At 64.1% G+C, this 16,133-nt stretch carries 13 protein-coding genes; 9 read left to right on the forward strand and 4 right to left on the reverse strand.

The annotated features are described in order from the left end of the window. Positions 1-30 precede the first annotated feature (30 nt). From I6F16_RS07155 to I6F16_RS07170, 4 genes are all read left to right on the forward strand, one after another. Positions 31-1,731, forward strand: coding sequence for an efflux RND transporter periplasmic adaptor subunit (locus I6F16_RS07155; protein ID WP_225173518.1), 1,701 nt, complete (start codon positions 31-33; stop codon positions 1,729-1,731). 6 nt (positions 1,732-1,737) lie between these two features. Continuing rightward, the gene (locus I6F16_RS07160) at positions 1,738-4,857 is read left to right on the forward strand and encodes an efflux RND transporter permease subunit (RefSeq protein WP_225173519.1); all 3,120 of its coding nucleotides are present in this window, start codon (positions 1,738-1,740) and stop codon (positions 4,855-4,857) included. A 30-nt stretch (positions 4,858-4,887) separates the two neighbouring features. Next, on the forward strand, positions 4,888-5,259 hold the full coding sequence (locus tag I6F16_RS07165) for a hypothetical protein (RefSeq protein ID WP_225141491.1): 372 nt from the start codon (positions 4,888-4,890) through the stop codon (positions 5,257-5,259). A 306-nt stretch (positions 5,260-5,565) separates the two neighbouring features. Continuing rightward, a complete protein-coding gene (locus I6F16_RS07170) occupies positions 5,566-6,549 on the forward strand; it encodes a tripartite tricarboxylate transporter substrate binding protein (protein WP_050995926.1) in 984 nt (327 codons plus the stop codon). 291 nt (positions 6,550-6,840) lie between these two features. Here I6F16_RS07170 and I6F16_RS07175 read toward each other — a convergent pair whose 3' ends face one another. The 4 genes from I6F16_RS07175 to I6F16_RS07190 are packed head-to-tail and all read right to left on the reverse strand — an operon-like array spanning position 6,841 to position 9,599. Next, positions 6,841-7,584, reverse strand: a complete 744-nt coding sequence (locus I6F16_RS07175) for an HAD family hydrolase (protein ID WP_036024837.1) — start codon at positions 7,582-7,584, stop codon at positions 6,841-6,843. After that, the gene (gene hemF / locus I6F16_RS07180; RefSeq protein WP_225114479.1) at positions 7,581-8,468 is read right to left on the reverse strand and encodes an oxygen-dependent coproporphyrinogen oxidase; all 888 of its coding nucleotides are present in this window, start codon (positions 8,466-8,468) and stop codon (positions 7,581-7,583) included. Before hemF ends, I6F16_RS07175 begins: the two co-directional genes overlap by 4 nt. A 20-nt stretch (positions 8,469-8,488) precedes the next feature. After that, entirely contained in the window at positions 8,489-9,121 is a 633-nt protein-coding gene (gene queE / locus I6F16_RS07185; protein WP_225114466.1) for a 7-carboxy-7-deazaguanine synthase, read from the reverse strand. Between the two features lie 10 nt (positions 9,122-9,131). Continuing rightward, positions 9,132-9,599, reverse strand: coding sequence for a tRNA (cytidine(34)-2'-O)-methyltransferase (locus I6F16_RS07190; RefSeq protein ID WP_225114465.1), 468 nt, complete (start codon positions 9,597-9,599; stop codon positions 9,132-9,134). A 279-nt stretch (positions 9,600-9,878) separates the two neighbouring features. Between I6F16_RS07190 and petA the strand changes: the two genes are divergently transcribed. The 5 genes from petA to I6F16_RS07215 all read left to right on the forward strand — a co-directional run bounded on the left by petA (position 9,879) and on the right by I6F16_RS07215 (position 16,128). Continuing rightward, positions 9,879-10,409 carry a ubiquinol-cytochrome c reductase iron-sulfur subunit gene (gene petA, locus I6F16_RS07195; RefSeq protein WP_036024842.1) on the forward strand — a complete coding sequence of 177 codons (531 nt, stop codon included), beginning with the start codon at positions 9,879-9,881 and terminating at the stop codon, positions 10,407-10,409. A 62-nt stretch (positions 10,410-10,471) separates the two neighbouring features. After that, entirely contained in the window at positions 10,472-12,544 is a 2,073-nt protein-coding gene (fbcH, locus tag I6F16_RS07200; protein WP_225114464.1) for a cytochrome b/c1, read from the forward strand. Between the two features lie 276 nt (positions 12,545-12,820). Next, entirely contained in the window at positions 12,821-13,495 is a 675-nt protein-coding gene (locus I6F16_RS07205) for a dienelactone hydrolase family protein (protein WP_036006275.1), read from the forward strand. Positions 13,496-13,499: 4 nt separating this feature from the next. After that, on the forward strand, positions 13,500-13,661 hold the full coding sequence (locus I6F16_RS07210; protein ID WP_157784007.1) for a hypothetical protein: 162 nt from the start codon (positions 13,500-13,502) through the stop codon (positions 13,659-13,661). Positions 13,662-13,962: 301 nt separating this feature from the next. Next, positions 13,963-16,128: an anthranilate synthase component I gene (locus I6F16_RS07215; protein WP_225114463.1), complete on the forward strand. Its 2,166-nt coding sequence runs from the start codon at positions 13,963-13,965 to the stop codon at positions 16,126-16,128. The last annotated feature ends 5 nt before the right edge of the window (positions 16,129-16,133 follow it).

Genomic DNA, 16,133 nt, shown 5'->3' on the forward strand with positions numbered 1-16,133 from the left:
CGCCTTTTCGCATGTCTGAAGGATCTTTCGATGTTGATGAATCAGCGCTGCCCGAAAGGGCGGCTCGCAGCTCTTGGGCTGGCTGGCGCTTTTTGGTTGGCGAGCCTGGTCTTTGGCTTGTCGGGCGCCTTTGGCCATGAGGGGCACGATCACGGCGACGCCGAAAAGACGGCGGTCGTGTCCTCAGCCTATCCGAGGATTGCCGCGCGCTCCGAGCTCTACGAAGTCGTCGGCATCCTGAAGGACGGCAGGCTGTCCGTCTTCATCGATGATGCCGCGACGAACGAGCCGGTCTCGGACGCCGCCTTGCAGGTCACGATCGGCGATTCCGCCCCGATCGAGGCATCGAGCCAGGAGGACGGCGTCTACACCGCCGCGATTCCGAACGGCACGCCGTCTGGATCGGTCGAGGTGATCTTCTCGATCAGCGCTAGCAGGGGAAATGATCTGCTGGTCGACTCGTTCGTACCGCGTGCAGAGGCCCGGCCCGCGGAGCACAAGCACGAGCCCGGCTGGCTTCTATCGAACCGAGCCGCCATCGCCGCGTCCGCGCTCGCCGCCTTGGGCTTCGGCGGTCTCTTCGCCTATTGGAGGCGTCGTGGCCGCTTCATGGCGGCCTCGACGTCCGCCGTGATGGCGGGGGCTTTGGTCATTCTCGCCGCCATCATGTTCGGCGAGGGCCGGACTAATGCAACGCAACCAAGCCCGCCGGATGTTCCCGCGCTGAGCGATGCCCCGCGCCGTCTGCAAGACGGCACCGTCTTCGCGGCCAAGCCGACGCAGCGTCTGCTCGAGGTACGAACCGCTGCAGCCGAGCCGCAGACGATTCATCCCGCCGTCACCCTGATCGGCCGTGTCATGGCCGACCCCAACCGCAGCAGCATCGTGCAGAGCATCTACGGCGGCCGCGTGGTTCCCGGCGATGACGGCATCCCCCGCATCGGGCAAACCGTCCGCAAGGGCGATCTGCTCATCCGGATCGAGCCGCATCTGCCAATCGCCGACCGCACGACGATCCTCGAGAAGGTCGGCGAGATCGAACAGCTGATGGCGATCACGGACAACAAGCTGCGGCGTCTCCGGCCGCTGGCCGAACGCGGCGCGGTGCCGCAAGGGCAGGTCAACGACCTCGAAAGCGAATTGGAGGGTCTGCGGGCGCGCCGCGAGACCGTTCGCAATTCCCGCACCGGCTTCGAGGAACTGCGGGCATCGACCGATGGCATCATCACCGCAGCCAAGGTCGCGCCGGGCCAGGTCATACAGCTCCAAGACGTCCTGTTTCAGATCGCGGACCCAAGCAGTCTTTGGGTCGAGGCGCTCGCCTATGACGAAATCGGCTTGAAGCAGCCTGAAGCCGCAACGGCAATGGCTCCGAACGGGCAGCAGATTGCGCTGAGCTTCGTCGGGACGAGCCGGGCGCTGCGCCAGCATGCGTCCGTGGTTCAGTTCGCCATTCCGGAGCCACCAGCAGGTCTCAACATCGGTCAGCCGTTGAATGTGATGGTCCAGGCCGGAGCGCCCGTGTCTGGCCTGGTCGTGCCGCGCAATGCCGTCGTTCGAAGCGGCAACGGTGAGAATATCGTTTGGCTACACACGGAGCCCGAGCGCTTCGAGCCGAGGCCGGTTCGCGTGGTGCAGGTAGACGCAGCCCGCGTGATCGTGGCCGCCGGTATCAACGAAGGCGAACATGTCGTCGTTCGCGGCACCGACCTCATCAACCAGATCCGGTAGCCGACCATGTTCAAGCTCATCGTCCAGACAAGCTTGCGCAATCGCCTGTTCGTGCTGGTGGTCGCCGCCGTCCTGGTCGGCTACGGCCTGTTCATCCTGCCGAGCGTTTCGGTCGACGTCCTGCCTGACATCAACCGCCCGACCGTCAACATCCTGACCGAGGCAGAGGGACTGGCGCCCCAGGAGGTCGAACAGCTGGTGACGTTCCCGATCGAGACGTCGATGAACGGCATGCCCGGCGTCATTCGCGTGCGCTCGGTCTCGGGCGTTGGTCTGTCGGTCGTCTATGTCGAGTTCGACTGGGGCGTCGAAATCTACCGCGCCCGGCAATTCGTCTCCGAGCGGCTGGCGCTGATCCGCGAGCAATTGCCGTCCGCGGTCAATCCCCAGATGGGCCCGGTGACCTCGATCATGGGCGAGATCATGCTGATCGCGCTGACGAGCGATGGCACGGCTTCACCCATGGACGTGCGCGAGATCGCCGACTTCGTCGTCCGACCGCAACTCCTCGCCATTCCCGGCGTCGCCCAGGTGATACCCATCGGCGGCGAGGTCCGCCAATATCGCGTGACGCCGAACGTCGCCACCATGCAGGCACTCGGCGTCACCCATGATCAGATCGAGCAGGCGGTCGCAAGGTTCGGCACCAACAGCGGCGGCGGCTTCGTCGACCAGCATGGCCGCGAATATCTGATCCGCAATGTCGGTCTCACCAGGCGTATCGAGGACCTCCGCAACACCGTCGTCGTCAACCGCGGAGAGCAGCCGATCCTGCTGAAGCAGATTGCCTCTGTGGATTTTGCCGCGCGGACCAAGCGCGGTGACGCAGGATATAACGGCAAGCCCGCCGTCATCGTCAGCGTCATGAAGCAACCGGCTGCGGATACCGTAGCACTGACGCGCAATGTTGAATCAACGCTGCGGGAGCTGCAACGCACTATGCGCGGGGGCATCAGCGTCACCAACGTGCAGTTCCGGCAGGCCACCTTCATCGAGACCTCGATCGGCAATGTCGAGCGCGTCCTGATCGAGGCCGCGATCGTCGTCGCAATAGTCCTGTTCGTCTTCCTGATGAACGGTCGCGCCGCGTTCGTGTCGCTGACGGCCATTCCAATATCGATCCTGGTGACGGTCCTGGTGTTTCGCGCCTTCGGCCTCACGATCAACACCATGACGCTGGGCGGCCTCGCCATCGCGATCGGTGAGCTGGTCGACGATGCCGTCGTGGACGTCGAAAACATCCTGCGGCGCCTGCGGGAGAACGCTGCGTCGAGCACCCCGCGCCCTGTTCTCGACGTGATCTCCGGCGCGAGCCAGGAGGTTCGTTCCAGCATCGTCTATGCAACGATGATCATCGTTCTCGTCTTTGTGCCGCTGTTCGCCCTTCCGGGAATCGAAGGGCGGCTGTTCACGCCGCTTGGCGTCGCCTATGTGGTCTCGATTCTGGCTTCGCTGCTGACCTCGATCACGGTGACGCCGGTGCTGTCCTACTATCTGCTTTCGGGACGAGCTCATTCAGGTGACCGCGAGAGCTTTGTCGTCACGAAGCTGAAGCAGGCCAATCGGCGGGTGCTCGGCTGGGCCTTCCAGCGGCAGGGTTTGGTGCTGGTCTTCGTCGCCGCTGCGGTCGCGGTGGCAGGCTATGCCGCGAGCCAGATGCCCCGCAGCTTTCTTCCTCCTTTCAACGAGGGGACGCTGGTCCTGTCGCTGCAGTACAATCCAGGCATTTCGCTCGCGGAATCCAACCGTCTTGGCCTATTGGCGGAGCAGTTGCTCGCAAAGGTGCCCGAGGTGAAATCGGTCGGACGGCGCACCGGCCGCGCCGAACTGGATGAACACGCCGAAGGCGTGCACTACAGCGAGGTCGATGTCGATCTCACACCGTCCAAGCGCCAGAAGGCGGACATCTATGCCAGCATCCGGGAAGCCCTGTCCGCGCTGCCGGCGTCGGTGGCCATCGGACAGCCGATCAGCCACCGCCTCGATCATCTCCAGTCCGGTATTCGTGCCCAGATCGTGCTCAAGATCTTCGGCCAGGACATCGAGATGTTGCGGCGGCTGTCCGAAACGGTGCGCCAGCGTCTGTCGACGATCCCGGGTCTGGTCGATCTCCAGGTCGAGAAGCAGGTGCTGATTCCGCAAGTGCGGGTTCAAATCGACCATGCTCGCGCCGCGCTTCACGGCCTGACGCCGGCTGCGGTCACCCAGGCACTCGACGCGCTGTCCAATGGCCGGAAGGTCTCCCAGATCGTCGACGGCAATCGCCGTTTCGACGTCGTGATGCGCCTGTCGGAGCAAGACCGTTCGACCACGGGACTGCACAATTTGCTCATCCCGACCGGCTCGGAGTTCGTCCCGCTGAGCGCTTTGGCCGATATCGTCGAGACAGACGGGCCGAACCAGATTCAGCGGGAGGGGACCCAGCGCAGGATCGTCGTGTACGGCAACGGGGACGGACGCCGCGACATCGCCGATATCGCTGCCGACATTCAGAGGTCGGTTCGCGAGCTCGACTTCCCGCAAGGTTACACGACCAGCCTCGAAGGCGCGTTCCAGGCCCAGCAGGAGGCGACCTGGCGCATCGGCATTCTGTCGCTGGCCTCCATGGCGATGATCTTCGTCGTCCTCTACAGCCGCTACCGGTCGATCGCACTGGCGCTGATCATCATGGGAGGTATTCCGCTCGCCCTGATCGGCAGCGTCGCCGCGCTGAAGATCTCCGGGCAGCCCTTGTCGGTGGCATCGATGATCGGTTTCATCACGCTGGCCGGCATCTCGGCGCGCAACGGGATCTTGAAGATCTCGCACTACATCAATCTCGCCATCCACGAAGGCGAGCGTTTCGGGGCCGGGCTGGTCATTCGCGGCAGCATGGAGCGCCTCAGTCCGGTGCTGATGACGGCGCTTTGCGCAGGACTAGCCCTCACGCCGCTCTTGATCGGCGCGGACGAGCCGGGTCGGGAAATCCTGCACCCGGTGGCCGTGACGATCTTCGGCGGCCTGCTCAGCGCCACGGTCCTCGACACAATCGTGACCCCGATTCTGTTTCTGATGTTCGGCAAACAGCCGCTGCAGCGGCTGGTGGCCGGGCACGCCGCAACGTTCACCCCCGCGGAAGCCTATTGATGCGCGCGGACAACCACCGAGGAGCCTGCAATGAGAACTTATATCGGCCTCGCCATGACGGCTGTGATGATCGTGACGCTGGATGTTGCCGCGGCGCAGACGAAGGGCAGCAACGGCGGCCCTATCGTCAAGTCGCAAGGGCATCCGATCGAATTCGTCAGTAAGGGGACGGACATCGTCTTTTACGTTGGGGATGACGATGGATCGCCGCTGTCGACGAAGGATATGCGGGGACGCGCAACGATTCAGGATGGCGGCAAGACGGTCACCGTTCCGCTTGCGCCGGCCAATCCCAACATGATGACGGGAAAGCTGCAAGCCGAGCTGTCGCCAAAGGCGATCGTGGTGTTCTCCGGCAGCTTGCACGGTCATTCGTTGACCGCGAGATACGCTGCGCAATGATTGGGGCGTGAAAGACCGCGTTTGCGCCCGCAACGCGGCGGAGCTCGCGACCTACATCGCCGAGAAAGGCAAGCCGCTGCTGACGCTCAAGGTGAAGCGTGGGAGTTGAGACAACGCGTAGGCAAAACTCGACAACGCTTGGAAGAGCGAAGCGCCACCCCTCGGCAGGTTTGCACGCCGGCGATTTCACCGCGACAAAGCGCCTGTGATAAATAGTGGATCAATCAATACAATCTGAGCATCAATCGGGATGGCATGTGCACGTAAAATAGGCCCTCAGAAAAATGTCGCAACGGAGGATCGACAATGGGCAATGCTACTTTTTTATCGAAGATTCGATTTGGTGCAGCTGGCATCCTGCTTCTTGCCGCAACCTCGATGGCATACGCGGCCTGGCCGGAAAGGAATATCACCTTTATCGTTCCATTCCCGGCGGGAGGCTCGTCCGACATGGTCGCGCGCGCAATCGGACAGAAGGTCTCCGATACGCTGGGGCAGCCGGTGGTCGTCGAAAACCGCTCCGGCGCAACGGGCGCTCTTGGAGCAACGGCGGTGGCCCGGGCGCCAGCGGACGGATACACCATTCTCGTCGGCTCGATCGGTGTCTATGCGACGAATCCATTTCTTCAGCCTAATCTGAAGTATGATCCTCTGAAGGACTTCGACCTTTTGACGGTCGCCGTGCGCGCACCGAACGTCCTGGTCGCCAACTTGAACTTTCCGGCAAACACCGTCGCCGAATTGGTGGAGCAACTGAAGAAGGCCCCCGGCAAGATCACTTTTGCAAGCTCGGGTGCGGGTTCGTCCGATCATCTCACGGCGGCGCTGTTCTGGCAGCGCACTGGGACGACCGGTCTCCATGTGCCGTATCGCGGCGGGGCGCCCGCTGTGAGTGATCTCCTCGCGGGGCATGTCAACGTATCGTTTCAAAACATCAACGCCGTCATCGGGCAAATTCAATCCAAGCAGCTCAAGGTTCTCGCCATCACCGGTGATGCCAGATCCCGTCTTTTGCCCGAAGTGCCCACCTTGAAGGAACTTGGGATCGATGGTGTCGACGTCTTTTCGTGGCAGGCGGTGGCTGCTCCGAAGGGGCTTCCTGCCGATGTGAAAGCAAAATTGCATGGCGAGATCGTCGCGGCGCTGAAGGCACCGGACGTACGCAAACGAATGGAGGATATCGGCCTCGAAATCGTGGCTAACACCCCGGAGCAATTCCAGGAGTTTCTGGTCTCTGAGTTGGCCCGCTGGAAGCGGGTCATTGAGACCGGCAATATCACCGTGGAATAGGTTGCCTTGGGCGTGCTCGAGCCTCTCGCGGGAGGGACAAGAGCATGATCCGGAAAAGTGCGTAGCGGTTTTCCGAAAAGATCATGCTCAAACAATAAGCTAGAGCGCGATGACGATTCATCCTCATCGCATCGCGCTCTAGGGTCGATGGCAACCCTCGCGACGATGCCACAATACCCCTGTTTTGCCCGACGGGTCAGAAATTTTTCGTAAAATCCGCAAGTCCTTGATTTTACAGCAGCGCGCTACTGTGCATGGGGTTGTTTTTCGAGTCTTGTTTTGACCGGCTGATTACGGCCGGTCCGGCAGCAGTTCGCCGAGCGAGCGGATGATGCGGTCGGGCCTGACCGTCGAGCCCTCGGGCAGGCCCTCGCCATGCACGTCCATCCAGATCGCATAGATGCCGAGGCGCTGCGGCGTCACCACTTCCCATTCCAGATTGTCGCCGATCATCCAGGTGTCCTCAGCGGTGACGCCGAGCGCCTGCATCGCGTGCAGATAGGCGCGCTCCTCGGGCTTGCCGAAGCCGTGCTCGCCCTCGATCTGGATGTGGTCGAAGCGGTGCGCCAGCTCGAAGCGTTCGACCTTGGCGCGCTGCATGTCGGCGGCGCCGTTGGTGACCAGCGCGAGCTTGATGCCAAGCGCCTTGAACTGGTCGATCGCCTCGTGCGCGCCGGGAAAGACGAACATCTCCTCCTCGCGATAGGCGGTGAAGCGGTCGGCGAGGCGAATGGCGAGGTCATCGGGCAGGGCGCGGTGGCCTGCGGCCGCGAGCGCGGCGAAGCCGCCCTTCACGGTCAGGTGCCGCGCCTCGGCGAGCTTCATCCGCCACGCCGGTTCGGCATTGGCCCAGAAGTTTCGCGCGAAGGCCAGCACTGCGGTCGCGACCATCGGCGGTGGCAGCGGGGCGAGCTCCTCGGCGAATTCGGCCGTGATCGTGTTCCAGGCGATCTCGGGCCGGCCATAGGCCGACAGGATGGTGTCGTCCATGTCGATCAGCATGGCGCGGGGCAGCGGCGGCAGCACGGCGTTCATGGCCACTTCACCTCGGGCGGCAGCGACGACAGGATGGAGTCCACGTTGCCGCCGGTCTTCAGTCCGAAGATGGTGCCGCGGTCGTAGAGCAGGTTGAACTCGACGTAGCGGCCGCGGCGGATCAATTGCTCCTCGCGGTCCGCAGGCGTCCAGGTGCTCGCGAAGTTGCGCCGTACGATCTCGGGATAGATCTTCAGGAAGGCGCGGCCGACGTCCTGGGTGAAGGCGAGGTCGGCGTCCCAGTCGCCGCTGTCGTGCCAGTCGTAGAAGATGCCGCCAATGCCGCGCGCCTCTTTCCGGTGCGGCAGGTAGAAATACTCGTCGCACCATTTCTTGTACTTGTCGTAGTCGGCAACGCCGCTCGGCTGCGCGCAGGCCTGCTTCATCGCGGCATGGAAGGCAATGCTGTCGGGATCGTCCTGCGTCCGCCTTCGCTCCAGCACCGGCGTCAGGTCGGCGCCGCCGCCGAACCAGGCTTTCGTGGTGACGACGAAGCGCGTGTTCATGTGCACGGCAGGGACATTCGGATTGCGCATGTGCGCGATCAGCGAGATGCCGGAGGCCCAGAATTTTGGATCCTCCGCCGCGCCGGGGATCTGGGCCCGAAACTCGGGTGCGAACTCGCCGTGCACGGTCGAGCAGTGCACGCCGACCTTCTCGAACAGCCGGCCATGCATCATCGACATCACGCCGCCGCCGCCAGCCGCGCCGGAATGGTCGGTGCGCTGCCAAAGCGTGCGCTTGAAGCGGCCGACCTCGCCCGGATAGAGGCTTTGCGGCGCGTCATCCTCCAGCCGCTCGAAGCTCGCGCAGATGTCGTCGCGCAAGCGCTCGAACCAGGCGCGGGCGCGGGCCTTGCGGGCTTCGATCGTCGTCAGGTCCATCTGCATTCGCGGGTTGCGTCCTATCTGATGCCGAGCGATTTGTGGGTTTGCACGCTGAGCCGCCATTGCGGATGGTGCAGGCAATAATCGATCGCGCGCGCGGTGTTCTCGATGACCTCAGGCCCGTCCATCGGTTGCAGCGAGAAGCGCTCGAAGGCGAGATCCTCAAATGCCTCGGGCATCGCCAAGGCCTGTGGATAGACCAGCTTCAGCTCGTGGCCCTGGCGCAGGACCAGCTCGCTGCCGCCCTTGGGGCTAACGCAGATCCAATCGAGCCCATCAGGAGCTGCGATCGTGCCGTTGGTCTCGACGCCGATCTCGAAGCCTCTTTCGTGCAGCGCCTCGATCAGCGCGGCGTCGACCTGGAGCAGCGGCTCCCCGCCGGTCAGCACGACGTAGCGATTGGCGGCAGCCGCTGTCCATTGCGCGGCGATGGTATCGGCGAGTTCCGCAGCCGAGCCATAGCGCCCGCCGAGCGTGCCGTCGGTGCCGACGAAATCCGTGTCGCAGAACTTGCAGGTCGCATCCGCGCGGTCGGCCTCCCGCCCGCTCCAGAGGTTGCAGCCGGCAAAGCGGCAGAACACCGACGCGCGCCCGGCATGGGCGCCTTCGCCTTGCAGGGTCAGGAAGATCTCCTTGACCGCGTAACTCAAGCCTCTCTCCTCAACCTGTCAAACCTTGCGGGTTCCGGGTCTGCCGCAGCGCCTCGCCGGCGGCCATGGCTACGCTCATGGCCACATTGAGCGACCGCAGCCCCGCCTTGATCGGAATCACCAGACGCGCATCGGCCGCCTCGACCACCGCATCGGTGACGCCGGCGCTCTCGCGCCCGAATAGCAGGATGTCCGAGCTCTGGTAATGAAAATCGCGGTAGTCGGTGGCGGCCTTGGTGGTGAACAGCAGCAGCCGGTGGCCCTGGCCTGCACGCCAGTCCTCGAATGTCGCCCAGGAGACGTGGCGGGCCAGCCTGACATGGTCGAGGTAGTCCATTCCCGCCCGGCGGAACAGGCGGTCCGAGATGGGGAAGCCCGCCGGTTCGATGATATGGGCATCGAGCCCCAGGCAGGCGCAGAGGCGAAGAATCGTGCCGGTGTTCTGGGGGATGTCGGGCTGGAAAAGTGCGATCTGCATGGGCGGCGGCGAGTTGGCTTGCGGGCGCAAAATGTCTCAATAAAACATCGCCCGCCCGGGAATTCGTGCATTGCACGCTCTCACGCCGTTAGCGGGCTTGCGCTCGCCCGGCAAGGGTGCCAATAGAACGATTCTGGACTGCTGTTTCACCCGTTTAGAGGTGAACAAGCCAAGTTCTGCCGCCGCGGGGGGCCGCGGGTGCCGGCAGCCTTTCCGGGGACCTCTTGGGCGCCCCTCGGAGCGGTTCCACCGGTAGCGCAAGAAGAAAGGGTTGGAATCGTGACGACAGCGTCTTCGGCGGACCATCCGACACGCCGTGATTTCTTATTCGTTGCAACAGGGGCATTTGCAGCAGTAGGGGGCGCGGCTGCGCTCTGGCCCTTCATCTCCCAAATGAATCCGGATGCCTCGACCATCGCCGCCGGTGCGCCGATCGAGGTCGATCTCAGCCCGATCGCGGAAGGCCAGGACATCAAGGTGTTCTGGCGCGGCAAGCCGATCTACATCAGTCACCGCACCAAGAAGCAGATCGACGAGGCGCGCTCCGTCAACGTGGCGAGCCTGCCGGATCCGCAGACCGACGAGGCCCGGGTCAAGTCGGGCCACGAGCAGTGGCTGGTCGTGATCGGCATCTGCACCCATCTCGGCTGTATCCCGATCGCTCATGAAGGCAGCTACGACGGGTTCTTCTGCCCCTGCCATGGTTCGGTCTACGATACGTCCGGCCGCATCCGCCAGGGCCCAGCGCCCACGAACCTGGCCGTGCCGCCGTACCAGTTCGTTTCCGACACCAAAATCCAGATCGGCTGAGCTTCGGACTCAAGTCCGAAGCTTCGCGCCGTCTCGTCGTACTATTTCCTCAGGATCGCATCATGAGCGGACCATCCGACTACCAGCCGAGCAATCCGGCCCTGCAATGGATCGAGCGGCGCCTGCCGATTTTTGGTCTCATCCATTCCTCCTTCGTCGCCTATCCCACCCCGCGCAACCTGAACTATTGGTGGACCTTCGGCGCCATTCTTTCCTTCATGCTCGGAATGCAGATCCTGACCGGCGTGATCCTGGCGATGCACTACACGCCAAACGCCGATCTCGCCTTCAAGTCGGTCGAGCTGATCGTCCGTGACGTGAACTACGGCTGGCTGCTGCGCAACATGCACGCGGTCGGCGCCTCGATGTTCTTCGTCGCCGTCTACGTCCACATGTTCCGCGGTCTGTACTACGGGTCGTACAAGGAGCCGCGTGAGGTGCTGTGGATCCTCGGCGTCATCATCTACCTCCTGATGATGGCGACCGGCTTCATGGGCTACGTGCTGCCCTGGGGCCAGATGAGCTTCTGGGGCGCCACCGTCATCACCAATTTGTTCTCGGCCGTTCCCTATGTCGGCGAGAGCATCGTGACGCTGCTCTGGGGCGGCTATGCAGTCGGCAACCCGACGCTGAACCGCTTCTTCTCGCTGCACTATCTCTTGCCGTTCGTGATCGCAGGCGTCGTCGTGCTCCACGTCTGGGCGCTGCACGTCGCTGGCCAGAACAACCCTGATGGCGTCGAGCCGAAGACGGAAAAGGACACGGTGCCGTTCACGCCGCATGCGACCATCAAGGACATGTTCGGCGTCGCCTGCTTCCTGCTGCTGTACGCTTGGTTCATCTTCTACATGCCGAACTATCTCGGCGACGCCGACAACTACATTCCCGCGAACCCGGGCGTGACGCCGCCGCACATCGTGCCGGAATGGTATTACCTGCCGTTCTACGCGATCCTGCGCTCGATTCCCGACAAGCTCGCGGGCGTCATCGCGATGTTCGGGGCGATCATCATCCTGTGCTTCCTGCCCTGGCTCGACACCGCCAAGACTAAGTCCTCGAAGTACCGTCCGCTCGCCAAGCAGTTCTTCTGGATCTTCGTCGCGGTCTGCATCCTGCTCGGCTATCTCGGCGCACAGCCGCCGGAAGGCATCTACGTCATCGCCGGCCGCATCCTGACGTTCTGCTACTTCGCCTACTTCCTGATCGTGCTGCCGCTGCTCGCGCGCATCGAGAAGCCGCGGCCGGTGCCGAACTCGATCTCGGATGCCGTGCTGGCCAAGACCGGCAGCCGGTCGACGCCGATGGTCTCGACCGCGATCGTGCTGGCGCTCGCCGGCTCGCTGTTCGCGGGCTCGATCGACAGCGCGAAAGCAGCCGAAGGCAGCGATAAGCCGCCAGGCAACACATGGTCGTTCTCGGGCCCTTTCGGTAAGTTCGATCGCGGCGCGCTGCAGCGCGGCCTCAAGGTCTACAAGGAGGTCTGCGCCAGTTGCCACGGCCTGTCCTTCGTCGCCTTCCGTAACCTCGCCGAGCCCGGCGGGCCCGGCTATTCGGTGGCGCAAGCCGCGGCGTTTGCATCCGAGTACAAGGTCAAGGACGGCCCGAACGATGCGGGGGACATGTTCGAGCGTCCGGGCCGGCCGGCGGACTATTTCCCGTCGCCGTTCGCGAACGAGCAGGCCGCGCGTGCCGCGAACGGCGGTGCGGCGCCGCCGGACCTGTCCCTGATCACCAAGGCGCGCTCCTACAAGCGCGGCTTCCCCTGGTTCATCTTCGACGTCTTCACCCAGTACCAGGAGCAGGGGCCTGACTACGTCGCCGCATTGCTCCAAGGCTATGAGGACAAGGTGCCGGAGGGCGTCACCCTCCCGGAGGGCTCGTACTACAACAAGTACTTCCCGGGCCACGCCATCAAGATGCCGAAGCCGATCAGCGACGGCCAGGTGACCTATGACGACGGCTCGCCGACTACCGTCGCGCAGTACTCCAAGGACGTCACCACCTTCCTGATGTGGACCGCCGAGCCGCACATGGAAGCGCGCAAGCGCCTCGGCTTCCAGGTCTTCGTGTTCCTGATCGTCTTCGCGGGCCTGATGTACTTCACCAAGAAGAAGGTCTGGGCCGACTCGCACTGAGCGGCGAAAGACGAGAAATGCAAAAGCCCCCGTACGGGGGCTTTTTTGTTGGTCCCGTGTCCCGGACGCGCGAAGCGCGCGAGCCGGGACACTGGATGCGTGGGGCTGGGCCCCGGATCAGCAATGCATCGCCGCACTGGACGATGCTGCGCATCGCCAGGGGCGCGCTGCATTTCATCCGGGCACGAGAGTGTGTTGCTCGGCACGATTGCCTATCGCGCTCCCACCCGCCAAAATACCGCCAACCGATCCCCCAGAAACTCACCGGAGGACACCATGGGAACCAGCATCACCTTCAAGCGCCCGGACGGTAAGGACGCCTCGGGCTATCTCGCCAATGCCGGGCGCGGCAATGCGCCGGGCGTCGTCGTGATCCAGGAATGGTGGGGCCTGTCCGATCAGATCAAGGGCCTGTGCGACCGCTTCGCGCTGGCCGGCTTCGACGCGCTGGCGCCCGATCTCTACAAGGGCAAGGTGGTGCCGTATCACGACACGGACAGCGCCAACAAGGAGATGAACTCGCTCGACTTCATGGACGCCACCACGCAGACCGTGCGCGGCGCCACGCAATATCTGTCGCGCAACGGTGCCAAGGTCGGGCTGACCGGCTTCTGCCTCGGCGGTGCCGTGACCATCATCGGCGCGACCAAGATCCCGGAGCTCGCGGCGGGCGTCGTGTTCTACGGCATCCCGCCCGAGCAGGCCGCCAAGCCTGCCGACGTCAAGATCCCGCTGCAGGCCCATTTCGCCAACAAGGACGATTGGTGCACACCAGAGCTGGTGGGCGGCTTCGAGAAGGCCATGAAGGCCGCCGGCAAGTCGCTGGAGCTGTTCCGCTATGACGCCGAGCACGCCTTCGTCAACGAGCAGCGCCAGGCCGTGCACGACCGCGAAGCCGCCGAGCTCGCCTGGGGCCGAGCGACGGAGTTTTTCAGGAAGCATCTGGGGTAGGAGCGTGAAGGACAAATCTGAAGCCGATGCGCAGTCGAAGCGTGAGGCCTTCAAGGTCCCGGAGGACCATCGCGCTGCCGTTCTTGAGGGGCTCCGCGAGGCCGATCGAGCCGAGTACGCGACCGATGCAGACATGGCCGCGCTTTGGAAGCGGTGCGGCCTCTAGTCCGTAGCCCGGATGGAGCGAAGCGGAATCCGGGGACTTTCCGATTGTGGACGAACCCCGGATTGCGCTGCGCTCCATCCGGGCTACCGCCTTGCCGCACCCTTGACGCCGCCCCCGCGCCATGGTGAGTATCCGCCCATGAGCACCGCCGTCCGCCCAGCCCGTCGTTGGTGGCGCACCTCCTAAAGAGGTGGCCGGTGCGATTTCATTTCTCAAAATCGTCTGAGGTCGCCACGCAGTGCGGCGGCCTGATCGTTTGTCCTGTGTGGCGTTTCCTCGACAAGTTTCGTAAGAGGACGACATGAACAGGACAGTCTTTGCCCTCCCGGCTCGAAGCGACTACGTGACCCGCGCGGGTCTTGCGATCACGCGCGTGGCCGAGCAGTTCACCGGCGGCGCCAACCGGCTCGACGACCTGATCAACCTGCTCGACCGCCGCCGCGGCGTGGTGCTGTCCTCGGGCACGACCGTGCCCGGCCGCTACGAGAGCTTCGATCTCGGCTTCTCCGACCCGCCGCTCAAGCTCGAGACAGTTGGCGTCAATTTCAAGCTGGAAGCGCTGAACGCGCGCGGAGAGGTGCTGATCGCCTTCCTCGGCGATGTCCTGCGCGAACCCTGTGTCGACATCTCCGAGAGAACGGCGAGCCGCCTTGCCGGCCACATCATCCGCGGTGATGCGCCGGTCGAGGAGGACCAGCGCACGCGGCGTGCCAGCGTGATGTCGCTGGTGCGCGATCTCGTCGCTGCCTTCTCCGCCAGTGACGACGGCCTGCTCGGCCTGTTCGGCGCTTTCGCCTACGACCTCGTGTTCCAGATCGAGGACCTCGTGCAGAAGCGCCCGCGCGAGGCCGACCAGCGCGATATCGTGCTCTATATTCCCGATCGCCTGCTCGCCTACGACCGTGCCACCGGCCGCGGCGTGGTGCTCTCTTACGATTTCGCCTGGAAGGGCAAGTCGACCGAAGGCGTGCCGCGCGAGACCGCCGACAGCCCCTATCTGAAGACGCCGCGCCAGGGCTTTGCCGATCACGCGCCGGGCGAATATCAGGCCACGGTCGAGACAGCGCGCGCCGCCTTTGCCCGTGGCGATCTGTTCGAGGCCGTGCCGGGCCAGCTGTTCGCCGAGCCCTGCGACCGCTCGCCGGCCGAAGTGTTCCAGCGCCTCTGCGTCATCAACCCGTCGCCCTATGGTGCGCTGATGAATCTCGGCGAGGGCGAGTTTCTGGTCTCGGCTTCGCCCGAAATGTTCGTGCGTTCGGACGGCCGCCGCGTCGAGACCTGCCCGATCTCGGGCACGATCGCGCGCGGCCTTGATGCGATCGGCGATGCCGAGCAGATCCGCCAGCTGCTGAACTCGGAGAAGGACGAGTTCGAGCTCAACATGTGCACCGACGTCGACCGCAACGACAAGGCGCGCGTCTGCGTACCCGGCACCATCAAGGTCCTGGCGCGCCGCCAGATCGAGACTTACTCAAAGCTGTTCCACACCGTTGATCACGTCGAGGGCATGTTGCGCCCCGGCTTCGATGCGCTCGATGCCTTCCTCACCCACGCCTGGGCTGTCACCGTCACCGGCGCGCCAAAGCTGTGGGCGATGCAGTTCGTCGAGGACCACGAGCGCTCGCCGCGGCGCTGGTATGCCGGCGCGATCGGCGCGGTGAATTTCGACGGCAGCATTAACACCGGCCTCACCATCCGCACCATCCGCATGAAGGACGGCCTCGCCGAAGTGCGCGTCGGCGCCACCTGCCTGTTCGATTCAGACCCCGCCGCAGAAGACCGCGAATGCCAGGTCAAGGCCGCCGCCCTGTTCCAGGCGCTGCGCGGCGATCCGCCGAAGCCGCTCTCGACCTTTGCGCCTGATGCCACGGGCTCGGGCAAGCAGGTGCTGCTGATCGACCATGACGACAGCTTCGTGCACATGCTCGCCGATTATTTCCGTCAGGTCGGCGCCAGCGTCACCGTGGTCCGCTATGTGCATGCGCTCGACATGCTCAAGCAGAAGAGGTGGGACTTGCTGGTGCTGTCGCCCGGCCCCGGGCGCCCTGAGGATTTCGGGATCAAGGCGACGATCGATGCGGCGCTGGAGAGGAAGCTGCCGGTGTTCGGCGTCTGCCTCGGCGTGCAGGCGATCGGCGAATATTTCGGCGGCGAGCTCGGCCAGCTCACCCATCCCGCCCACGGCCGGCCCTCGCGGGTGCAGGTGCGCGGCGGCCGCCTGATGCGCAACCTGCCGAACGAGATCGTCATCGGACGCTATCACTCGCTCTATGTCGAGCGCGACAGCATGCCGGAGGTGTTGTCCGTCACCGCCAGCACCGAGGACGGCGTCGCCATGGCGCTGGAGCACAAGACCCTGCCGGTTGCCGGCGTGCAATTCCACCCGGAATCGCTGATGTCGCTCGGCGGCGAGGTGGGGCTACGTATTGTCGAAAACGCGTTCCGGCTGGATGCGCCGGTCAATTGAGAGGC

Source organism: Bradyrhizobium sp. IC4060 (assembly GCF_020193715.1).
GTDB lineage: Bacteria > Pseudomonadota > Alphaproteobacteria > Rhizobiales > Xanthobacteraceae > Bradyrhizobium > Bradyrhizobium yuanmingense.